This is a genomic window from Nocardia sp. NPDC051756 (genome assembly GCF_040681495.1).
Lineage (GTDB): Bacteria > Actinomycetota > Actinomycetes > Mycobacteriales > Mycobacteriaceae > Nocardia.
In genome coordinates this window covers 235,623-258,083 of the sequence record NZ_JBFAYV010000001.1, presented here as the reverse complement: position 1 = coordinate 258,083, position 22,461 = coordinate 235,623, and the positions used below count along the sequence as shown (strand labels likewise).

19 protein-coding genes are annotated in these 22,461 nt (G+C 66.7%); 8 read left to right on the top strand and 11 right to left on the bottom strand.

The genetic code is table 11. The annotated features are described in order from the left end of the window. Window positions 1-3: 3 nt before the first annotated feature. From AB0M22_RS01260 to AB0M22_RS01235, 6 genes are all read right to left on the bottom strand, one after another. Window positions 4-456, bottom strand: a complete 453-nt coding sequence (locus tag AB0M22_RS01260) for a hypothetical protein (RefSeq protein ID WP_364719498.1) — start codon at window positions 454-456, stop codon at window positions 4-6. Window positions 457-486: 30 nt separating this feature from the next. Beyond that, complete coding sequence (locus AB0M22_RS01255; protein ID WP_364719496.1) at window positions 487-1,686, bottom strand: methyltransferase; 1,200 nt, start codon at window positions 1,684-1,686, stop codon at window positions 487-489. 48 nt (window positions 1,687-1,734) lie between these two features. After that, window positions 1,735-2,715, bottom strand: coding sequence for a TauD/TfdA family dioxygenase (locus AB0M22_RS01250; RefSeq protein WP_364719492.1), 981 nt, complete (start codon window positions 2,713-2,715; stop codon window positions 1,735-1,737). Between the two features lie 49 nt (window positions 2,716-2,764). Beyond that, window positions 2,765-3,880, bottom strand: coding sequence for a hypothetical protein (locus tag AB0M22_RS01245; protein WP_364719489.1), 1,116 nt, complete (start codon window positions 3,878-3,880; stop codon window positions 2,765-2,767). A gap of 171 nt (window positions 3,881-4,051) precedes the next feature. Next, window positions 4,052-4,606: a cysteine hydrolase family protein gene (locus AB0M22_RS01240; protein WP_364719486.1), complete on the bottom strand. Its 555-nt coding sequence runs from the start codon at window positions 4,604-4,606 to the stop codon at window positions 4,052-4,054. A gap of 99 nt (window positions 4,607-4,705) precedes the next feature. After that, window positions 4,706-5,164, bottom strand: a complete 459-nt coding sequence (locus tag AB0M22_RS01235; RefSeq protein ID WP_364719485.1) for an SRPBCC family protein — start codon at window positions 5,162-5,164, stop codon at window positions 4,706-4,708. Window positions 5,165-5,336: 172 nt separating this feature from the next. Between AB0M22_RS01235 and AB0M22_RS01230 the strand changes: the two genes are divergently transcribed. The 4 genes from AB0M22_RS01230 (at window position 5,337) to AB0M22_RS01215 (ending at window position 9,190) form a co-directional block, all read left to right on the top strand. After that, a complete protein-coding gene (locus AB0M22_RS01230) occupies window positions 5,337-6,395 on the top strand; it encodes a metallophosphoesterase (RefSeq protein ID WP_364719482.1) in 1,059 nt (352 codons plus the stop codon). Window positions 6,396-6,534: 139 nt separating this feature from the next. Further along, the gene (gene sph / locus AB0M22_RS01225) at window positions 6,535-7,506 is read left to right on the top strand and encodes a sphingomyelin phosphodiesterase (RefSeq protein ID WP_364719479.1); all 972 of its coding nucleotides are present in this window, start codon (window positions 6,535-6,537) and stop codon (window positions 7,504-7,506) included. 176 nt (window positions 7,507-7,682) lie between these two features. Then, entirely contained in the window at window positions 7,683-9,056 is a 1,374-nt protein-coding gene (locus tag AB0M22_RS01220) for an OFA family MFS transporter (protein WP_364719477.1), read from the top strand. Beyond that, window positions 9,053-9,190, top strand: a complete 138-nt coding sequence (locus AB0M22_RS01215) for a hypothetical protein (RefSeq protein WP_364719474.1) — start codon at window positions 9,053-9,055, stop codon at window positions 9,188-9,190. The genes AB0M22_RS01220 and AB0M22_RS01215 overlap by 4 nt, the downstream gene beginning before the upstream one ends. Here AB0M22_RS01215 and AB0M22_RS01210 read toward each other — a convergent pair. Next, window positions 9,174-10,613 carry a hypothetical protein gene (locus AB0M22_RS01210; protein ID WP_364719471.1) on the bottom strand — a complete coding sequence of 480 codons (1,440 nt, stop codon included), beginning with the start codon at window positions 10,611-10,613 and terminating at the stop codon, window positions 9,174-9,176. The genes AB0M22_RS01215 and AB0M22_RS01210 overlap by 17 nt on opposite strands. A gap of 411 nt (window positions 10,614-11,024) precedes the next feature. Between AB0M22_RS01210 and AB0M22_RS01205 the strand changes: the two genes are divergently transcribed. Continuing rightward, the gene (locus tag AB0M22_RS01205; RefSeq protein ID WP_364719468.1) at window positions 11,025-11,882 is read left to right on the top strand and encodes a DUF1206 domain-containing protein; all 858 of its coding nucleotides are present in this window, start codon (window positions 11,025-11,027) and stop codon (window positions 11,880-11,882) included. 29 nt (window positions 11,883-11,911) lie between these two features. Continuing rightward, window positions 11,912-12,613: a CoA pyrophosphatase gene (locus AB0M22_RS01200; protein WP_364719466.1), complete on the top strand. Its 702-nt coding sequence runs from the start codon at window positions 11,912-11,914 to the stop codon at window positions 12,611-12,613. An 11-nt stretch (window positions 12,614-12,624) separates the two neighbouring features. On the opposite strand, the gene AB0M22_RS01195 is transcribed toward AB0M22_RS01200, so the two are convergent. The 4 genes from AB0M22_RS01195 to AB0M22_RS01180 all read right to left on the bottom strand — a co-directional run bounded on the left by AB0M22_RS01195 (window position 12,625) and on the right by AB0M22_RS01180 (window position 18,617). Then, window positions 12,625-15,414: a PQQ-binding-like beta-propeller repeat protein gene (locus AB0M22_RS01195; protein ID WP_364719463.1), complete on the bottom strand. Its 2,790-nt coding sequence runs from the start codon at window positions 15,412-15,414 to the stop codon at window positions 12,625-12,627. A gap of 83 nt (window positions 15,415-15,497) precedes the next feature. Next, complete coding sequence (locus AB0M22_RS01190; RefSeq protein WP_364719461.1) at window positions 15,498-16,493, bottom strand: carbon-nitrogen hydrolase family protein; 996 nt, start codon at window positions 16,491-16,493, stop codon at window positions 15,498-15,500. Continuing rightward, window positions 16,448-18,328, bottom strand: a complete 1,881-nt coding sequence (locus AB0M22_RS01185; protein WP_364719459.1) for a cutinase family protein — start codon at window positions 18,326-18,328, stop codon at window positions 16,448-16,450. The genes AB0M22_RS01190 and AB0M22_RS01185 overlap by 46 nt, the downstream gene beginning before the upstream one ends. A gap of 94 nt (window positions 18,329-18,422) precedes the next feature. Continuing rightward, complete coding sequence (locus tag AB0M22_RS01180; protein WP_364719457.1) at window positions 18,423-18,617, bottom strand: hypothetical protein; 195 nt, start codon at window positions 18,615-18,617, stop codon at window positions 18,423-18,425. A gap of 293 nt (window positions 18,618-18,910) precedes the next feature. Between AB0M22_RS01180 and AB0M22_RS01175 the strand changes: the two genes are divergently transcribed. Next, window positions 18,911-20,056: a lactonase family protein gene (locus AB0M22_RS01175; protein ID WP_364719455.1), complete on the top strand. Its 1,146-nt coding sequence runs from the start codon at window positions 18,911-18,913 to the stop codon at window positions 20,054-20,056. A 146-nt stretch (window positions 20,057-20,202) separates the two neighbouring features. Beyond that, window positions 20,203-22,428: a TIM-barrel domain-containing protein gene (locus tag AB0M22_RS01170; RefSeq protein WP_364719453.1), complete on the top strand. Its 2,226-nt coding sequence runs from the start codon at window positions 20,203-20,205 to the stop codon at window positions 22,426-22,428. Window positions 22,429-22,461 lie beyond the last annotated feature (33 nt).

Sequence of the window (22,461 nt, the reverse complement as noted above, 5' to 3'; positions counted from 1 at the left end):
GGACTATCGACTCCGCATCTTCTTGATCTCCAGATCGCTGGAAACATCCGACTCCGCGAGAAATTCCGCGGTCCGTTTGGCCAGCGCGTCGGCCCACCAGAACGCGCTGGCGATCTGGAGGAAGCCGTTCACGTCGTAATTGATCGCCAGGAACGACGCCAGGGTGCCTTTACCCGCGGTATAGAACAGCGTCTGGATATGCAGGCCGCCGCCCGCGTCGATCAGCATCGCCATCGCGGGTTCGTGCTCGGTGACGAGCCTGCGCGCCTCGCCGGGATTCAGCGCGCGCACCGTCCAGAATTCGCCGATCCCCGGCGTCTTGTAGTACTTGAGCCTGCGCTCGGTGAACGTCGGATTCTTCGTGGCGGCCATGTGCACCGCCGCGGCCACCGTGGTGATCGGCGCCGCGGCGGTGAGCACGACGCCGACCTTCGCGGGCGCGATCAGTCCAGACATATGGCCAACGGTAGGTGCCGAAATCCCTTGTCAGTATCCGTCGTTCGACCGACTCAGGCTTCCTGGCCTGCGCCCGTACACCATCGATGTCGGCCCGATCAGGTGCCGTTTCTTGATATTCACGAAGCCCGCATCGCGGAACCAGTCCGCGCATTGAGTGGTCGTGGCCTCGAAGCCCTCGCGCATCTCCAACATGATGTTCAGGCTGGACAACGAACTGATGAGGTTCTGCTTGCGCGCGGGATCGGTCATGGCGTCGTAGACGAGCAGCGCGCCGCCGGGCGGAACCGCTGTGTAGGCCTTGGCGATCAATTCGCGCCGGACGGTTTCGCTGTAGCCGTGCAGCACGTGGCCGAAGCTGATCACGTCCGCGCTGGGCAGCGGACCGGCGAACATGTCGCCGGAGGTGAACCGGATACGGTCACCGAGCCCGAACGACTCGACGTACTCCTCGAAGATCGGTTGCACGGCGGGCAGGTCGTAGCTGACCCCGCGGATGTGCGCATGGGTGAGTGCGACCCGAACGGGCAATGCGCCCTGTGCCGCACCGACATCCAGGAATGTCCGGAACCGCTTCCACGGAAAGCGCGCGGCGATGAGCATGGCCTCGCCGGTCGAGATTCCGGTCATGCCGGCCAGGAATTTCCGCAGAGCGGTCTGATCGCCGTAGAGGGTGGAAAAGAATTCGCTCTCGCCCTGTTCCTCTTCGGCGCCGGGTTTGCCGGTCCGCAGCAGGTCCCCCAGACCGGACCACAGGTCGTAGAGGCGAGTGCTGGACAGTTCCATCAGCCCGCCGATGTAGCTGGGTTTGGCGCGGTCCAAGAACAGCGCGGCCTGTCGCGAATTCGTATACCGCCCGGCACGATCGCGCCGCAGCAGGCTCATGTCGACGAGCGCGTTGAGGAACGGCCCCGCGGCGCGCGGATGCCAGTTCAACCGGTCCATCAATTCCTGCTGCGACAGCGGGCGCACCGCCAGTTCGGTGAACACGCCCAGCTCGACCGCGGTGAGCACGACCCGGGACGGCCAGAACGCCATCCCGGTCTCCAGGATCTGCTGCGGGTCGGCGAAGCGCCGCAGCAGCGGGCCGGCGATCCGGCTCTGAAAAGCCTTCATCAACAGCAGTTCTCGGCGCAGGTCCCCGCTGCCCGGGGCCGGGTCGAGCACGTCGGGGGTGGTCGGGTCCGGTGCGGGGGCGCGGTCGTCGGTCGGGCTCTTGGGCGGTGCCATCGTGCGACTCCTCGGTGGTGCTGACGTCGGGTCACTGGTCATTGGTGATCAGCGGGCGATGACGTAACCGTCATCCGGTCGGTGGTCGCGGGAACGGCGCAGGTCGGCCACGGCGAACGTGCGTTGCACCCAGCGGTCCGCGCCGTCGTAGCGGGGATGGAACGCCGTGCGGCCGTGGACGGTGACCCGATTGTCCACGATGACCAGGTCGCCGGGGGCGAGTCGGGTGATCTGGGCGACCGTGTTGCAGGCCTGGCCGAACTCGGTCAGGGCGGCTTCGGCCCGTGGGGTCAGCGGTGTGGTCGCGATGGTGGCCATCCGGATGTCGGGGTCTTCGACCGCGCCGGACAGCAAGGGTTTGGGCGCGCGGGCCTCGCCGTCGGACGGAAAGGACGGCGGCGGCGCGGTGATGAATTCCGGCGCGAACAACGTTTCGCGGCTCGCGGCGGACAGCAGCGGCAACACTTCCCGCAGGCAGGCGGTGCGCAGGCAGGCCACCCGGTCGTGGTCGGCGCGCAGGCAGAGCAGCAACACGTAGTCGGGTTCGTGCTGGTGGAAGGCGTTCTCGTTGTGGAAGGTCAGCAGGACCGAACCGGCGTTGCCGGAGAAGGTCTCCTTGCCGCGCACCGGCACGACATCCTGCACGAGGGCGCCGGCCTTCTCCGCCAGGTACGCGGCGGGATCGCCGAGACCGCACGCCAGCATGGTCAGGACGGCCGCGGAAACGGTCGCGACGCGCTGCACCGAATCCGGGGTGGAGGGCGTCGCGGGCAGTCTCGCCTCGTCGACCGGGAGGCCCTTGATCACCAGCGTGCCGCGCGGTCCGGAGTGCCGCCGGAATTCGCGGACCCCGCGACGCAGCGGAAGTGGCAGCGCGTCCCAGGAATGCCTTGCGCGAGCGACCCATTCGGGGTCGTTCACCTGATCGTGCGGACTTCCACAGAGTGTGCGCGCCAGCTGGTCGATCTCGGTCGTGTCGGCCGAGTTCAGCTCCAAGTCGACGGTGGTCTCGGCGATCTCGTACGGCAACGCGCGCTCCTGGATCGGAAGGTGAAGGCGGCGAACAACTCTCGATCGATCAGCGATGCCGCCGGGTCGAGATGGCATCGGCGAGATAGTGATCGCCGAAGCGGATCAGCGGGGCATATTGGGCGGCCCGCCGGTGCCGCATCAGCCGGAGTTCGCCGACGGCATTGTCGGGGCCGCTGGGCAACTGCGCGATGGAGCGGCGCAACCGCACCATCGAATAGGCCAGCGTGACATGACGTTCGCTGTCCACCAGGTCGGCTTCCAGCAGCGCGTCCCTGGCGTCGGCGAGTTCCGGGTCGCGGGCGTGCAATTCGGCGAAGGTGTCCGGCAGCACACCGAGCAGGTCCTTCATCGCGCCGCGAAAGGTCTTGTAGCCGCGGTGTTGTCGTCCGCTCAACGGGATCGACACGTCCGGCGGTTGCATGGTCGGGCGGACCGAGGCCATGTAGTACTCCACCGGGATGGTGCTGGCGTGGGTCATCGCGGCGGGGAAACCACGCACATAAGTGGTCGCGTGTTCGAGGCGAGTCAATGCGGTGCCGGTCGCGCCGTCACGCAGGTGCTGCGCGGCGTCGGTCACCGCGACGGCCGCGCAGATGTTGAACAGGACGTGGACTTGGTGCCCGACGAGCCAGCGGGCGGTCCATTCGCGCTCTTGCGAAAACTCTTCCGCCGCTGTCGAACTGGGTAACGTTTCGTCGGAAGGCGCGTCGGAGTCCGTGGCCCCGGTGAGGTCGAGGGCGGCCTGCCGCATGCCCGCGACCTCCACCGCCAGATCCGCGCCGGACAGCGGGGCTCGGCAGAGATCCCGCAAACCGCGATAGACGACCAGGAGTCCGTGCAGGGCCGCCTGCTGATCGGACAGATCGACCTCGCGGACCCGAAAGAACGACTGGCTCACCGAATCCGCGGGCAGGTCCGCACCGATGATCGGGCCCGCTTCTGCCGACAGCGCGTCGACCAGCGCGCCTGCCGCGATCGCGGCGCGCTGGAGTGCGGCGGTGCGCTCGCTCGGACCGGCGTGCGTCGGTATTTCAGCCAGGGTCAGCGCGGTTCGCTGTGCTTCGGATCGGATCTGCGGGTTCAGCTTCGGGACGGTTCCCCCGTCCGCCAGTCCTCGGAACACGGCCACGGGCGGATGCGGGTCTGCCACCGAGGTACCCATGCACCGAGGATATCCGGAACCCGGGTCGCACCGCTGGATTGTCGCAATCGTCGTAGTGACGAATTCCTTTGGCGCACCAGCTATCTCACGGCACACCCGGCCGACCGAGGCGGTACCCCAAGCACCCCGCGCTGTTCGAGCCCGCCCTCGCCCGGTGTCCGGTAACCGAACTCAGCCGCCGAACGTCACGTCCTCGGCCTGCTCGACGCCCGCGGTGCGGCCGGGCGCCGTCTGGAAGCGCCAGTAGAGATTGGTGTGCGCGATGACCTGCTCGGGCGGCGGCGCGCCCCATTCGCTCTTGTCGAAGGTGGTGTGCGCGTCACCGACGAGGGTGACGTCGTAGCCGCGCGCGAACGCGCCGTGGATCGTGGACCGGACGCAGGCATCGGTCTCGGCGCCGGTGACGACCAACCGGCCGATGCCCGCCTTCGCCAGCACCTCCTCCAGGTCGGTGTCCTCGAAGGAGTCGCCGAACATCTTCTGCACCAGCGGTTCCGACTCCAGGCGGACCAGCTCCGGGACATAGGCCCAACTGTCGCTCCCCCGCACCAGCTCCTCGGAGTTGTGCTGCACCCAGACGACCGGAACGCCGCGTTCACGCGCCTTGTCGACGAGTCCGCCGATGGTGGCGACGACAGCGTCGCGCTGGTACGCCTCGCCCACCACCCCGTTCTGCACGTCGATCACCAGCAACGCGGTGTTGGGTCGGTCCGACAGCACTGTCATGATGGGTCTCCTCTACTGGCCTAACCGGTGCTGACAACACGATCACGGTAGCCGGGACCACCGACAGTCCGCGTCGCCCGAGATGTCGCGCAGGCGAATTCACTGACCTTCGGCGAGTTCGGCCAACCGGTCGACCGATGCTCGCAGCTTTTCGGACGTGGTGGCGCGGGCCCGGACGAGACGCTTCTCGTCGGTCAGCTGCGTCCAGTCGTAGGTGTGGGTGACCCGGGTGTGCGTCTCATCGATGGGCTCGAGTTCCCAGCGCCACAGGTGCCCGGGCGGTTGCTGGCCGGGCTCGGACGGCCGCCAGGCGATGCGCCTGCCCTCGTCGAACTCGACCACGTGGTTGTCCCGGTCCGCGCCGATGGTCAGCGTCATGACGAATACGTCGCCGACCGCGCGAACCCGTTGCCCCGCCGCGGCTTTCGCCAGATTCTCGTTGCCGTCCCAGAGCGGCTGCCGGGCCGGGTCGGCGATCAGCTCGAAGACGTGTTCCGCGCCGGCCGCGATCTCGCGGCTCGCGGTCACGGTGCGCGAAGACTCGATGTTGTCCGTCATGTCCTGATCGAAGCATCTCGCCCCCGGGTTGCGCCAGGCGTGCGGGCGCGACCGCTGTCCGCAACCTCCTGTTTGCCCGAAAGAGGGGGATTCGTCCCAGGTTTATCGCGCGCAGTTCGTCCGGTCCAGTTAAACGTTGTCACTTCAATCCACCGGAGACAGGGGACGGCAAGTGGGCGAACGACATCACCAGCTCTGTATTTCCAGGCGCGGACTACTGGTCGGCGCGAGCGTGTTGGCGGGGAGCCTGGCGCTGCCGGGCATGGCGGGCGCGGACAGCAAGTTTCCGCTGCCGACCGGGCCGGACCTCACTGTGCTGATCACCGGTGACGCGGGCACCGGCGAGGCGGGGCAGCGCGCGGTGGCGACCGCGGCGAAGCGGATCTGCCAGGCCGAGGGGGTGTCGCTGGCGGTCGGGCTCGGCGACAACATCTACGAGGACGGTGCGGAGAGCGCGGACGACGACGAGTTCGCGACCAAGTTCGAGCAACCCAACGCGGGCATCGACGTGCCGTGGTTGATGGTGCTCGGCAATCACGATTGCAGCGGGACCTTTCCCGGCAGCGGCGGGAATCCGAGCAAGGGCGATCACGAGGTCGCCTACCATCAGCGCTCTCGGCGCTGGTACATGCCGGCGCGGTACTACCAGGTGGCGCTGCCGGCCGCGGGTGCGCCGCTGGTCGAATTCTTCGCGCTGGACACCGTTCCCGTCTCCTCGACGGTGTTGCAGACCGATCCCCACTACAGGTGGGACGGGCCCTACATGCGCCAGCAGCGCCTGTGGCTGGATCGCGCGCTGACCGCTTCCCGTGCGACGTGGAAGATCGTGCTGACCCATCATCCGTATCGCAACAACGGAAAGCACGGCAACGCAGGCGCTTACGACGGAGTCACCATCGGTGACTATATGAGCGGGCGGCATTTGCAGGAATTGTTCGAGGAAGTCGTCTGCGGCAGAGCGGATTACATTCTTTCCGGTCACGATCACACCTTGCAGATCCTCGATACCGCCGGAACGGCCCGGGGCACTCAGCAGATCGTCTGCGGCGCGTCCGCCAAGCCGAACGGCGGCTCGTCCTTGGTCACCAATCCGGCCTTCTGGCAGGACTTTTCGAGCCTCGGCTTCATGATCGCGAAGATCCGCCGCAACACGGTCACGCTCGACGCCTACACCGTCGATCCGGCGAACGGCACCGCCTTACCGGCCTTTACCCACGTCCGTCAACGCTGATATTCCCCAGTTCCGCACACAATAAATTCAGTCAAACTTGTTGTGCCGCTCAGTGCATCCACACGTCATGAATCCGTCATCGACGTCTGGTCCTATCACTTCTGTCATATCCGGAATCTATGAGATTCGAGGAAGTGCCATGCCGCTACCCAAGCCCACCCGGCTCAGCATCATCGCCGCACTCGCCACCACCCTCATGGTGGGTGCCCCGCAGGCCTCCGCAGCACCCGCCTCGACCCCCGAGCTGAAGGTGCTGACCTACAACACTTTTCTGATGAGCAAGAACCTGTATCCCAACTGGGGACAGGACCATCGGGCCGCGGAGATCCCGAAGACCGACTTCTTCAAGGGCAACGACGTCGTCGTGCTGCAAGAGATGTTCGACAACGAGGCCTCCGACGCGCTGAAAGCGAAAGCCAAGGCGGAGTACCCGAATCAGACGCCCGTCGTCGGCCGCTCGAAGGACGGCTGGGACGCCACCGGCGGCAAGTACAGCGCCGCGACGCCGGAGGACGGCGGGGTCACCATCCTCAGCAAGTGGCCGATCATCCGCAAGGAGCAGTTCATCTTCGCCGACGCGTGCGGGGCCGACTGGTGGGCCAACAAGGGGATCGCCTATGTGGTGCTCTCGGTCAACGGCAGCAAGGTGCACGTGGTCGGCACGCACAGCCAGTCGACCGACCCGGGCTGTAGTGCCGGTGAGGCCGCGCGCGATCGGTCGTTGCAGTTCAAGGAGATCGACGCCTTCCTGACCGCGAAGCGCATTCCGGCGAACGAGCAGGTGCTGCTGGCCGGCGACCTGAACGTCGACTCGCACAGTGCCGAATACGGTTCGATGCTGGCCGATGCCCGCCTCGAACCCGCGACCGCCCGCACCGGGCACCCGTTCTCCTTCGACACCAAGGAGAACTCGATCGCCAACTTCCGTTACCCGAACGACCCGCGCGAGGACCTCGACTACGTCCTGCACCGTAAGGGTCACGCCAAGCCCGCGAGCTGGCAGAACCGGGTGCTCGAGGAGACCTGTGCCGCCTGGACGGTCACCAGCCAGGGCAAGGACTACACCTACACCAACCTGTCCGACCACTACCCGGTGACCGCCGGCGCCTGATCCGCTCAGCGGACCGCGCTCGCCCCGCCTCGACCGCGGGGCGGGCGCGGTTTCCGCTGGTAACGGGCGGATTGTTGGGCACCGATTTCGGTCCGGCGGTAGCGAGTGAAAGTTGTTGCCACAGAACCGGGTCGTGCGCCCTATGATCGCCACACAGCGAGAGTGGAGATAGCCGCATGACCGCAGTTACCAACGCCGGTACCACCGGATATGCCCGCGTGATCGCGCCGCCGGGCTGGAGCCGCTGGCTGGTTCCGCCCGCCGCGCTGTCCATTCATCTCGCCATCGGGCAGGCCTACGCGTGGAGCGTGTTCAAGCCGCCGCTGGAAAAGGCGATGGACGTCTCAGGGACCGGCAGCGCGCTGCCCTTCCAGATCGCCATCGTCATGCTCGGACTGTCGGCGGCCTTCGGCGGGACGCTGGTCGAGCGGCGCGGACCGCGCTGGGCGATGACCGTCTCGCTGGTGTGTTTCTCGTCGGGGCTGCTGATCTCGGCGGTCGGCGCGTACGCGAATGCCTACTGGCTCATCGTGTTCGGCTACGGGTTCGTCGGTGGGATCGGGCTCGGGATCGGTTACATCTCCCCCGTGTCCACCCTGATCCGCTGGTTCCCCGACCGGCCGGGCATGGCAACGGGTTTCGCGATCATGGGCTTCGGCGGTGGCGCGTTGATCGCGTCGCCGTGGACGACCCAGTTGCTCACCACCTTCGGCAAGGACAATGTCGGCATCGCCGAGACGTTCCTGGTCATGGGCTTGGTCTACGCGGTGTTCATGTCGGTCGGCGTGCTGCTCGTGCGGGTGCCGCCGCCGGGTTGGCGGCCCGCGGGCTGGGTGCCGAAGGCGAATACCGCGAAGCTGATCAGCGAACACGATGTCGCCGCCAACGACGCGATCCGCACGCCGCAGTTCTGGCTGCTGTGGATTGTGTTGTGCTTCAACGTGACCGCGGGCATCGGCATCCTGGAGAAGGCGGCGCCGATGGTGATCGACTTCTTCAAGCAGACCTCGACACCGGTGACGGCGGCCGCGGCGGCGGGCTTCGTCGCGGTGCTGTCCGCGGCGAACATGGCCGGGCGGATCGGCTGGTCGTCGCTGTCGGATGTGATCGGCCGCAAGAACATGTACCGGATCTACCTGGGTGTCGGCGCGCTCGCCTACGCCATGGTGTGGTCGGTCGGGCAGACCAACAAGCCGCTGTTCATTCTGGGCGCGATGGTGATCCTGTCGTTCTACGGCGGTGGATTCGCCACGGTTCCGGCGTATCTGAAGGATTTGTTCGGCACCTATCAGGTGGGGGCGATCCACGGCCGGCTGCTCACGGCGTGGTCGGCGGCGGGGGTCGCGGGACCGTTGATCGTCAATGCCATCGCCGATTCCGGTGCGCGGCACGGGAAGACCGGGCCCGAGCTGTACGGGGCCTCGTTCGCCATCATGATCACGTTGCTGTGCATCGGCTTCGTCGCCAATGAGCTGATTCGCCCGGTCGATTCGAAATATCACCGGAAGGTTCCGGCGGAAGCCGCCGTCACGGAGGGAAATCCGGCATGACCGAACTCGACAGCGCCGAAACGGCTCCGCCGCAGCGGATTCCGCTGCTGATCTTCGCCTGGTTGTGGGTGGCCGCGCCCTTCGCCTATGGGCTCGATCGGCTGATCGTCAACCTGCTCAAGCTGTTCCAGTAAGGGTCGTATCCCCGGTGTAGATGTGCAGCGGGTGCAGGCCCCATGACCTGGCGACCTTCTTCGCCAGGTCGGCCAGTTCCGCTGCGGTGTGCGACATCTCGGGTTTGAGGCTCTCCAACGCCCAGTGTATTTTGCCGCCGGATTCCGACAGCCACGTCGCCAGTGCGACCGGTTGCCGGGCGGTACGTGGGACGTCGATGCCCTGGACCACGGCGCGCTTCAGGTGCAGCGACGGCTCGAACCTGGCGAGTTGCGGGGCGATGAACGAGTCCAGAACGCCCATGTTGGAACACATTCCGACGGTGATCGGGACCGTTTCCAGGAGTCGGTGGACCACCCCGTCGGGCAGCACGTCGAGCAGATCGGGTGGCATCTGGCGCGGTTGGGAGAGGACGCCGGAGCCGACCGTGGCCACCGCCGCGAACGCCGCCTTGCTCACCGCGCGCAGGGCGACCAGGTCGTGGGCGTCCAGCCATTCGCGCTGCACCACGATCGGCACCCTGGTGAAGGAGTTCGAATCCGGCTGGTCGCGTTCGCGGAGGATGCGGACGGCGGGGGTCAGTACCGGCGGGATGTTGTCGATGAGCGGGCAGCGGCGTAGGAGGTCCGCGGTGAGTGCGAGGTACAGCGTGTTGGTGGTGCCGCCGTCGCGCTCGGCCGCCGACTTCCATTGCGCCGCATCGAAGGTGACGACTGCCGACTGCTCATGCCAACCCTTGGGGTCGGGCATGGGCTCCGGCGGGCGGGAGAACAAGGCCGTGCGGACGGCGGCGCGATGCAATGGGTCGCGAGCGGCTCGCCGCATTTCCGTAAACGCTTGGCGCGCAATGTCGATGCCGCGGCGATAGCCGTCGGACAGTTCCTCCCACATGCCTATCTCCGCGTCGAGGCCTGCGTTCGTAGCAAGTGCCGGATCGACCAAACCTGCCTCGGCCATCAACCCCGCGTGACCGTCGGCGACGGCGTGCGACTTGGTCAAGCAGACCACCATTCCACCGGAATGCGTCGGCACCGCGGACAATCGCCACCCGAATCCCCCATCCGGGTCGAGCCGATACTGCGCCTGCTCGTTCGCCCAGGTCAACGCGTCGGCCGCATCGATCGGCTCGGGCGCGACATCCAGCGGAAGCGCGTCATCGGCAGGCACCCACCGCGCACGAGCGAATGGCACCACCGAGCGGCGCACCCGCCGTGCCAACGGCCCGGATTTCAACAGCGCATGCATCTCAGCCAACTGATCGTCGCCCGGTCGACGACCGAGCACCGTCAACGTCTGCGTGACAACCGGCATCCCATACCCGTGATGCAGTCGCAAGAACGCCTTGTCCGTGAGATTGACATACACCGGCCCCACCGCCGAGACCCCACCATTACCAGCGATGTCGTCCCGATCGGCGCGAAGCCCCCGAGTGATGGTTGCCATGAACACTCCTGTGCACCAGGCCGCGCGCTCGATCACGTAGTCCGCGGCCAAACCGACCCAGTCGGTATCGCAATACTTCGGGCAATACGCCCAATCAACGGATTCCACCCAACGCATCCGACTCAGGTTGTCTCCCCGCCGGATTGGAAAGCCCTAGCTCCCACTGAATACAGGTATTTGTTAGCTAATCTACCGTAACCATCATTCGACAACATCGGTGAGAACCACCACATAAATAAGCTGTAAGTATTCGCATTCCGCGCAATTCCACGGAAAGGCAGGAGCCGCTCGACCACAGGACAGGCACCGCTCAGCGGGCCCGCGCCGCCGGGCCCAGTCGGGTGGGTGGTGTTTCGAACGGGGCTCGGCGGGTATCTGCCGGACGTTCGGTTCGACGGAGATGAGGGCGTCATGAGTGGGTTGTCGACTGGGACGAATCGGTCTCGTGGTCAGGGGGGCGGGGGTGGGAACTCGTCCACCGCCGAGCGGATTGCGCAGCACGAGGTGTTCGAGTGGTTTGCCCGGGGCGGGTTCGTGATGACCGGGATCGTGCATCTGTTCGTCGGGTATATCGCTATCCGGATCGCGCTGGGCGGGTCGGGCGGTAATGCCGATCAGTCGGGGGCGCTGGGGGAATTGGCGAGTAAGCCGGGCGGAATCGTGCTCATGTGGGTGGGCGTGGTGGCGTTTGCGCTGATGGGGTTGTGGCGGCTGGCGGAGGCGGCGTTCGGGAGCGCGTCCAAGCCGGAGAAGGACAGCAAGAAGTCGGAGGCGTTTCACCGGGTGAAGGCGTTCGCGCTGGCGGTGATCTACTTTTCCTTCGCGTTGTCCGCGTTCGGGTTCGCCCGTGGGTCCGGGAAATCGAGTGGCGAACAGAGTGCCGGGATCACCGGGCGGTTGATGCAGAACACCGCGGGCAAGGTCGTCCTGGTCGTGGCAGGGCTGGTCATCATCGGCGTCGGCGGATATCACGTTTATAAGGGCATCAGCCGGAAGTTCGTCAAGGACCTCGAGGGCAATACCAGCGACCTCGTCCGCCGACTGGGCACGACCGGATATATCGCGAAGGGGCTCGCGGTCGCCGCCATCGGGTTGCTGGTGATCCTCGCGGTGGGCAAGGCCGAGCCGGGCAAGGCCGCCGGACTGGATGGCGCGTTGAAAACCCTTGGTGCGCAACCGTATGGCGTGATCCTGCTCGTAGTAGCCGGCCTGGGCATCATCACCTACGGTCTCTACAGCTTCGTCATGGCCCGATACGCCAAGATGTAGCGGTCGGCGCGTGCGGCAAGATCGAGGGCATGAGCTCTGCCACCGGACCGCTGGTACCCGAGACCGTGGACGAATTCCGCGGCCTCGCGCGCACTCGGTTGCGCGAATTCCCGCATACCGAAGTCCCGGACGCACCGGGCCTTCGCCGGGCCGCGGTGCTGCTGTGCGTCGTCGCGGCGGACGACGGCACGCCGTCGGTGGTCGTCATCCGGCGGGCCTACCGTGGACGCAATGCCGGCCAGTGGGGCTTGCCCGGCGGCAGGCTGGACGAGGGTGAGACCGCGGAGCAGGCCGTATTACGCGAACTGCACGAGGAACTCGGCCTGACCGCCGCGCCCGGCGACCTCCTCGGCAGGTTCGACGATTTCCCCGCGGCATCGGGTTTCGTGATCACCCCGTTCGTGGCAGCGCTCCCCGATACCGCCGAGCTGAAGCCGAGCCCCGACGAGGTGCACTCCGCGCATCTGGTGCCGCTCGCCCGGCTGGCCGCCGACGATGTCCCGCACTGGGTCGCACCGCACGAGGCGGTGCAGCAACCCGAACTCCGTAACCAGGCGGCATCCGTGCCGGAAAGCGTTGGCCTGCTTCAGATGCGCCTCGGCGAGGGCATGACCATCCATGCCCCCACCGGTGCGCTGCTCTGGCAGTTCCGCGCGGTCGTACTACTCGGACGCGATCATGCGGCCGCCCGAGTAGCCCACTTCACGCAACCGGACTGGACTCAGCACTAGGACACAGGTTCTCACCGGCGAGCCAGTGCGTGCACAGTGCCGTCGGTGGTGAGGACGAACAGCCAGTCGCCGGTCACCGACATGGCCGAGGCGACCGCGCCGCCGAAGTCGTACTGGTTCAACTGCTTTCCCGTGCGTCGATCGAGTACCACCAATCGCCCGTCCCAAGTGCCGACGTATACGACGGTCTCGGTGGTCAGCGCGTGCATCGCGGGAGCGTTCGGTGCGGCCGTGCAGCCGGCTGCCACCCTTGCGGGATCGTCGAGCGGCCCGGTGCCCGGCAGATAGCCGATCTCGGCCGCCCACAAGGGTTCTGCCGGGTTGCTCGCCGCCGTGTCGAATGCGCGGACTTTGCCATCTATGGCTGCGACATAGACCAATTGCCCGCGAACGGCCGGGCTGGTCACCGGAGGAGGACCGGGTTCGCAAGCGCTGCCGGGGATTTCGGCATGCCACAGCGCGCGGCCGTCGCGCGGATCATGACCGCTCAGACCACCACCGGTCATGGTGACCAGCTGTCGGCCACCGTCGGTGAGCGCGGGCGACGAGTGGCTGAACAATCCGCCCGCGGTGTCGACGGAGTATCGGCTGGTGCAGGCGGTCAGGTCCATCGCGATCAGGGACTGACTCGAACCTGAGTGCAGGTAGGCAGTTTTCGCATCGGTCCCGCGCACGGCGGCGCTGTGGAACTCACCCCAGCCGGCGGGTGCGGAGAAGCCGCCGCCCAGCCGGGCTCCGGTTCCGGCGTCGCGACAAACAATCTGGTCGTAAGCCTGATAGACCGCGACCGCGCGATGCTGATCGGGCAGGTCGAAGACGCTGACCGGGCCGCCCGCCCGGCCGTAGCGGCGCACCGTCTCGCCGGTGCGGTGCTCATCATCGATGGTCTGCCAGTCCACCGCACCGGTGCGCGAGTTGAGCGCGTACACCCGCCCGACGCCGGTCGTGAGGTACACCCGCCCGTCCTGCACGGTCGGGAACGACTCGGCGTCACCGTCCAGATAGGTCCGCCACACCTCCTTACCGGTATCACGGTGATAGGCCAGCACCTGGTTGTACGGCGAGGCAAACGCCTGCGACGCCACGATCACGAGGTCGCCCACCACCGCTGCGCCGTTGAGCGCGAAGTGCTCGCCGGTGTTGGCCGACCACCGCTGGTCCAGCACCGCGCCCGGATCGGATACCGCGGTGGAGCCACCCGATTCGGCCCCGCCTTGGCGCGGCCAGTCCGCGCCGGCGGCCGGCGGCGGGCCGACCGGCAACACACGGAAGGTGCTCTGCAACGCGGGCCACTTCCCGCCTGCGGTGTCGGTCGCGATCGCCTCTACTCGGTAGGTCCCCGGTTGCAGGAACAGAATGCTGCCGTGCGCGGTCGCCGCATTGGCGCGCACGGGTGGGCACGCCTCGGTTCGCCCGCCAGGCGGTGTGTAGCAGTTCACCCAGCCGGGCGCGGCGTCTGTGCTGCCGAAGCGCAGATCCCCGCGCCACACCTCGCCGCCGCGCTCGTCGCGCACCAGCACCTGAGCACTCGCCGGGGTCCGGCCTGCGTCCTCGACATACAGGTCGACCGGGATCGACGCACCGGAGCGATGGGCGCTCTCGGGTGCGGGGCTCACCAGCGCCGTCCGGTCGCGGACGAAGAACTGCCGGTGCACGCCGGAGACGTAGCCGGTGTCCTCGTTCGCCGGCGTCGCCCGGTCGTCGGTGATGCCGGCGAAGTCCAGGATCTTGTATCCCGTTCGCGCGCCGTCGATTCCGTAGGTGGCGCCCATGTTGTTCACCTCCACCGAGCGCGGGAACGCGCCGCGGCGGAACTCGCTCTGCTGATTGTGGCCCGCGGCGAACATACGCACGTCGTAGCGCGCGAGTTCATCGATGGTCGGCTGAATGGCCTGTCCCGCGCCCCATTTGGTGAACAGCGACCGATGGGCGAAGACGAACACCTGCTTCCCGGTCGCATGGCGGCGCAAATCCTCACGCAGCCATTGCAATTGCGGTGCCAGGCCGGTGGTGTCGTAGTTGTCCTCCAGCACCACGATGTGGCGGCCGTTGCGGTCGAGGCTGTACCACTCGGGACCCATGTTCCGCCGGTAGAGCTCCATGCTCGCGGAGTACCCGGACGCGGTCCCGGTGCCGCCCGCGTCGTGGTTGCCCATCACCGGGTAGAACGGGCGGCCGAAGCGGCCTTTGGTCAAACCGGCGCGCAGGATGTCGTAGCTGCCCTGACGGCGTTCGGGCGCGGTGTAATCGGTGACCGTGATGTCGCCGGTCGCGATGGCGACGGTGGCCTCCCGGTTCCTGGCCATCGCCTCGACCTGGCCGGTCCATTGGGCCCGGGTGGCCGCCGCGGAAGCGTCGCTGCGGTTGTCGGTCTCGGTGTCGGACAACATCAGCCACGCCTCGCGCGGATCGGCCGCGTGTTTGTCGGGGACCATGGCGAAGTCGATGTCGTCCTGCCGGGACGTGCCCTCCGCCAGCGCCCGGAAGTATCGCGGGACCGAGTCCTCGCGCAAGGCCGGGGTGTATCCGTCCGGCGAGACGACCTGTACCAGATCGGTTTCCCGGCGACGCGGATCTATCCGCAAGCGGTAGCCGCCGTCGTTGCCGGTCTTCGCCCAGACCGCGCCGTCGGTGACGGATATGCCCGCCAGTCCCGGCTCGTCGCGGTCGCGAATTCCGTTGCCGTTCTTATCGTTGAAGACCGTGCCGCGCGCCTCGACCGAAGCATCCGCCGCAAAGGCCGGAGTGGGTGCGGTGATTGCCGTCAGAGTGATGAGCAGACATAGCAGATATTTCCACACGGAAGTAATTATAAATCGACTGCTCCGCAACAAGACCCAACTCTCGCTACAGTTCTTCCGATGTACCGCCGGTGTTCAGCCGATCAATCCTCCACGAAATTCGCGGCGCTCCGGCGCCGACGATCCACGGTCACCGTGAACACATCCGGACGTGCGTAATGACCCGTCGGATCGAAATTCTGCCGCTCCCTTGCCACTTCACCCGGCTCGATATCGGCGATCACAAGTCGCTCCTCACCGACCACCGGTTCGATCAACCAATCACCATTGGGGCCCGCGAGGGCCGAGCCACCGTCATAACCCGCGGGCTTACCGACGGCAAGCAGTTCGTCCCGGAGCGGAAAGTCGGTGGGCACGTCTTCGTAATCCAGAACAGCGCCGACCGCAAGGGAGTACACCCGACCTTCCATGGCCACGAAACGGGTTATGTCCCTGGTGTTTCGGACCGACCCCGGCCAGGTGGAGACGTGCAGCGTCGCGCCATCGGCATACAACGCATGCCGCGCCTGGGGCATCCAGTTCTCCCAGCAGGACAGACCACCGACGCGGAACTCGCCGACGTCATGCGCCCGCAGCCCATTCCCGTCCCCGATCCCCCAGACCATCCGTTCCTCGTGCGTCGGCATCAACTTGCGATGCGCACTCACCACGCCGCGCACCGGATCAATGGCGACCAACGTGCAGTACACGGTGCCGCGAACCCGCTCGGTGATGCCGAGATAGCAGAACACCCCGAGATCGGCGACCGCCTCCCGCACCGTGGCGATATGCGGACCATCGAGCGTGACCGCTGCATCCAAATAATAAGCGTAAGCGGCCTTTTGAAGCGGATTGTCGAACCGCGCCCCGCCGGTCCGCGCCAACCAGATCGGATAGCCGGACAGAAACGTCTCCGGAAAGGCGACGAGCTCCACCCCCGCCGCCGCGGCCTGAGTCAAATAGTCGACAACAATCTTCGTCCCGGCCGTGGGGTCGAGCCAGGCAGGCCGTGCCTGCGCCGCAGCAATCCGCATACCCGACCCTAACGCCGGATTCAATTGGCCTGCCCGATTTGGCCGTTCATCCAGTCGCCCAGCCACTGGATGGCGTTGCGGCCGGAATCGTCTACGACGAGAGCGCCGTAGTTGATGTGGGCGTTGGAGGAGAAAAACGTTGCGGCGCTGAGGCCGTCGCGGATCAGGGCGACGAGATTGATGCCCACTTTGGGGGGTGCGGTTTTGGCCAGGGCGTCGCTCAGCTCATCCAGGTCGAGGTGCTGGTTGGTCTTGCTGGTGAGCAGGCCGGCGGCAACGGTGCCCAGCTCGAGGCCTACCGGTAGCAGGCCGGACAGCACGGCGGCCGCGCCGGCCGGATCAGGCGCCTGGCCAGGCGGCGGGACCAGCTTCTCCAGCACCGACCAGGCGATCTCCTGGATCTGGCCGACGAGGGTGGCCATCCGGATGACATCGACATTGGCCAGGATCGAGGTCATGGACGCGGCGATCTGGACGTAGCCCTGCGAGTTCGGCACGGTGGCGAGCACCTGCGCGACCGATTTCAGGTCGGCGCTCGCGACCAGGTCGACCAGCGGTTTGAACTGGTTGTTCAACGCACCCGCGACCTGATGGGCGCCCTGGGCGTCCATTGCCGCCACCTTCTGCGGCAGCAGCGCGAGGTTCGCCATGATCGCGCCGAAGTCGAGCGCGGTGACATTGGCGACGACATCCAGGGTCTGATCGACCAGCATGGTGGGCTTCAACATCGCGAGGATCTTCGTCGCCGAGCCGAGGATCGCCGCGGGCAGATCGGCCAGCGGCGCGATCTGATCGACGAGGGCCTCGACCTTGATGGTCAGCGTGGTCGCGTCCGGGGAGTTCACCTGGAGGGTGCGCACGCCTCGGTTCAACAGGTTGGTCGCGGTGTCGGTGATCGTGCTGACCGCCGTGGCGGCTCCGGTCAGGTCGGACTCCCCCGCCTTGATCAGCACCTGTCCCGCATTGTTCTCCGCCGATCCGGCGGGGGCCTCGGCGAGCCGAGCGGCCGTGTCGGAATCTTGCATCCCGGCTAGGGTTTTGAGATTGCTCTCCAGCTTCGCGGCGGAATCGCGAACCCGGACCAGATTGATGCCGCCGGGCGCGGTGAGGCTGGTGGACAGCTCGTCGACGGCCCCGGCCATGCCAGGGAGATCGGCCTTCGCGACGTTCGCGGTCAGGGTCTTGGCCAGGGTGGAATTGCTGAGCACCTTGCTCAGCAGCGAGCCGAGCTTCCCGAGTAACGGGTTGTCGCCCTTCTTGATCGAGCAGTACAGGTCGCCGGGATCGCAGATCGAGCTGACCCGCCCGGTGAGCTTGCCCATGCCCTGCGGGCGCGGATCGGCGATCCCCGAGCCCACGGTGTGCGGGCCGACCGCGGTCTCACCCTTGGTGCCCGCGGCCGGATCGGCGATGAGTCCGACGGCGATGACCCGCTCGGCGGGCACCGGCCCGCGGTCGTTGCCGATCTCGGAGGCGACGTCACCCGCGGCGTCCGCGCCCTGGCTGTAGCCGGTGATGGTGAATTTCGCTGCGGGACAGCGGTTGTCGTAGTCACGCAGCGCCTTGCGCGCGTTGACCAGCGCGGTGTTCTTGCTGTCGGCATAGGTGTAGCCGTTGTCGAAGGCGCGGGCCATGTACGGCGTGAAGTAGATGTCGGAGCTCGGGCCGTGCTGGCGCTGGATGGCCTCGGCGATCGGCCGGAGCATGCCGATGGGCTGTGCGGGGTCGGCCTTTTCGTTGGTCTCCCAGGTGCCGGGAATGAACAGGTTGAAGGTGTCCGCGCAGTCGGCGGGCGCCGCGTGCACGACGGCCGGGGCCGCGACGGTTGCGGAGGCTACGGCCATCCCGAGCGCCACCATCGTCGCCACCACGTAGCGATTGGACGAATGCGTAACTGACATCTGAACCTCACTACGCGCGAAATTACCGATACGATGCGCACGCATATTCAGCGCGGCAACCGAAATGCGCCGCGCTGAATATCGCGTTCCAAGGTCAGGACAAATGGCCGACCAACAGGCTGAGCAGTTTGAGGGCCACCTTGGCCAAATCCAGTCCGGTGCCGAGCGATCCGGTCGATGATCCGCCGCCACTGAGGGAATCGCCGGCGTCGCTGGACCCGGAATCACTGGACCCGGTGCTCGCGGCAATGTAGTGCACGGTATCCATAACGCTGAGAAGAGTGGACATGACTCAAACCGCCTGTCTGGTAACGGTATTGCACCGACCAGCACCTGAGCTCAGATGCCAGGTCAGTGGATGTTGGCAGCCACCAGATTCCCCTCGGATGCCCGTCGCGTCCAGACACTCAACTGGGGAAGTTCTGCCGCCGAAGGCCATTCGACCCGAATGTCGGTGGCAGACCGGCAGGTTTTCCGATCTCCCCAGTCCCACTGGGGATCTGCGCCAAGGAAATTCTCAGATGCGTGCGACATTCTGACCCGACCGCGGAGAGATCTGCCGCGGGGCGGAAGGAGAAATCGGTGCGCAATAGTGAGCTCGGACGGCGAGGGTTCCTCGGGATACTGGGCGGCGCGGTAGGCGTCGGTGTCGCGGTCACGGCCGGAGCGGTGCAGCCCGCGACAGCGAGCGCGGCGGGTGGTACTCGCGCGTTTCTCGGTTCCTATACCTCCAGTGGCGCAGGCGGTTCCGGCATCAGCGTCGCCACCGTCAACCCCGGCACTGGCCAGCTGGTCGTGGAAAGCACTGTGTCCGTTGCTGATCCGTCGTTCCTGGCGTTGTCTCCCGACCGGCGCTACCTGTACGCGGTGAACGAAGGCTCGGGGGCGGGCACGGCCACCGCGCTTGACCTCCAGGGACCGCGCCCGACCGTACTGAATACCGTTGCAGTACAAGGCGATGCCCCGACTCACCTGTGCGTCACCCCGGACGGCCGTTATGTGCTGACCGCGAATTACACGTCGGGCAGCGTCAGCATGCTCGCCGTGGCGGACAACGGGCGGTTCGGCCGGGTGGTCGACGTGGCCAAGCACACCGGCCGCGGACCGGATCCGGACCGTCAGACCGGACCGCACGCGCATCAGGTCTCCATCGATCCGTCCGGCCGCTGGGTGCTGGCGGTGGACCTGGGCGTCGACGCGATCTACGTCTATCGGCTGGCCGGCGACAAGCTGAAACAGCACGCACGGGTCGCGCTGGCGCCGGGCAGCGGACCACGACACCTGACCTTCCATCCCAACGGCCGCACCGCATTTCTCGCCAACGAGCTGAATTCCACGGTGACCGTGCTGGATTGGCGGCCCGATCGCGGCGAACTGCGGGCCGGGCAGTCGGTGCCCGCGGACCCGAACACCGGCGGCGACCGGAATTACCCGTCCGCGCCGGTGGTCGCCAAGGACGGCCGATTCCTCTACCTCGCCAACCGCGGCCACGACAATGTCGCGACCTTCGCGGTGCTCGGCGCGATGCTGATGCCGATGGGCACCACCCCCTGTGGCGGAAAGTTCCCCCGCGACCTGACTCTGAGCCCCGACGGCAGGCACCTGTACGCGGCCAACCAGAAGTCGAATTCGGTGGCCTTGCTCGACCTCGATCCCCGCACCGGACTGCCCGCCGCGTCGTCGGCGGTGCTCGACGCACCGGCGGCCACCTGCGTGCTGTTCGAGTAGCGAGTCGGGTTCTCGTACAACAGATTCCGGGCTGCCGCCGCAGGTAGACCGGTCCCCAGTTGCGCGCCAGTCGAGATGACCGGCCAGGTGTGGTTCTACTTGGTCCTAGATCATCCATGCTCGTTCACGCGTGAAAGGGTTTCTGAATGCGCAGGATCACGCATATCACGCTAGGTCTGCTGGTGGTCGCCGGCAGCCTGGTGGCCACGCCCGACGCCTGGGCCGACGCGGACAACGGCCGACTCGGCAATCTCGGTCGCATCGTCGACGACGGTACGACCACCACCCTGTACTCCGGCTCGGCCACGGTCCGGGTCAACTTCCCCACCGCGGGCGCGGTGCGGGTGCAGCTGGCACCGGACGGCAAATTCACCGACCCGGCCCGCGACAAGATCGTCCTGCCGACCAAGGTCCCGCCCGCGAAGACGAAGAAGACGGACAAGGGCGACTACTGGGCCGTCACCACCACCGATCTCACCCTGCGCGCCTACAAGTCTCCCCTGCGCTTCGCCCTCTACGACGGCACCAACCGGCGGCAGATCTGGGCCGAATCGGCGCCGCTGTCCTGGACCAAGAACGCGACCACACAGAGCCTCGGCCGGGGCAAGGACGAGCAGTTCTTCGGCGGCGGCGAGCAGAACGGGCGATTCAGCCACCGCGATCAGACGATCAAGATCTTCGCCGACGACAACTGGAACGACGGCGGCGCGCCGAACTCCCAGCCGTTCTACCTGTCCAGCAACGGATACGGCGTGCTGCGCAACACCTTCGCGCCGGGCAACTACGCCTTCACCGATCCGGCCCGCACCACCCATGAGGAACGCCGCTTCGACGCGATCTACGTCGTCGGCGACGGCCCCAAGGGGGTGATCTCCGCGTACACCGCGCTGGTCGGCAGGCCGTTCCTGCCGCCGATCTACGGCCTCGAAATGGGCGACTCCGATTGCTATCTGCACAACGCCAACCGGGGCGAGCGCCACACTCTCGACGCGGTCGGCATCGCCGACGGGTACGTGCGCAATCAGATGCCCAACGGCTGGATGCTGGTGAACGACGGCTACGGCTGCGGTTACGAGAATCTGCCGCAGGTCGGCGAGGGGCTGCGCAAGAACAACATGCAGCTCGGGCTGTGGACGGAGAACGGGCTGCCGAATCAGGCCGAGGAGGTCAAAGCCGGTGTGCGCGTGCGCAAGCTGGACGTGGCCTGGGTGGGTCCCGGCTATCAGTTCGCCTTGGACGCGTGCGACAGCGCGCACCGCGGCATCGAAGAGAACAGCGACGCACGAGGTTTCGTCTGGACGCCGGTGAGCTGGGCCGGCGCGCAACGCTGCTCGGTGCTGTGGAGCGGGGACCAATCCGGCACCTACGACTACATCCGCTGGCAGATTCCCACCTACGCGGGCTCGACGATGTCCGGCATCGCCTACAACACCGGTGACGTCGACGGCATCTTCGGCGGCAGTCCCCGGACCTACACGCGCGACTTGCAGTGGAAGGCGTTCCTGCCCACCATCATGTCGATGGACGGCTGGGCGCCCAACGACAAGCAGCCGTGGCGCTACGGCGAGCCCTACACCTCGATCAACCGGAAGTACTTGCAGCTCAAGGAGAGACTGCTGCCCTACACCTATTCGTACTCGGTCGAGGCGAATCGCACCGGGGTGGGCCAGGTTCGGCCGCTCGCGCTGGAGTACCCGCACGACAAGGCGACGTGGGGCGAGCAGGCCCGCTACGAATTCCTTTCCGGGAAGGACTTTCTCGTCGCGCCGGTCTATACCGACGCCGAAAAACGGGACGGCATCTACCTGCCCGAAGGTACCTGGATCGACTACTGGAGCGGCCGCACCTGGACCGGGCCGACCACGGTGAACGGCTACAACGCTCCGCTGGACACGCTTCCGCTGTTCGTGCGGGCGGGCGCGGTGGTGCCGATGTGGGCCGAGGGCACCCAGTCCTGGCGGACCCGCGACCAGAGCGTGCTGAACCTGGACGTCTACCCGCAGGCCGCGGGCAACTTCACGCTGGTCGAGGACGACGGGGTGACCCGGGGCTATCAGCGCGGCGAGCAAGCCTCGCAGAGTTTCGCCGTGCGCTCGCCCGAAGCCGGTGCGATCGAAGTGAGTATCGGCGCCGGTTCGGGGTCGTATCCGGGCAAACCGGCCGCTCGCCGCTACGAGCTCACCGTGCACACCGCGACGGCGCCGAAAGCCGTACAGACCGCCGCGGGTCCGTTGACCCAGCGGGCCAGTCGTGACGACCTCAACCGCGCGCCCAACGGCTGGTGGTTCGACCCGAACGACCGCGGCGGCGTCGTGCACGTCAAAACCGATCCGGTCGATTCGGCGAAGAGTCAGTCGGTGGTTCTGCGGTGAGGTTTCCCGGTCCCGGCCCGAGGTGGCAGATTC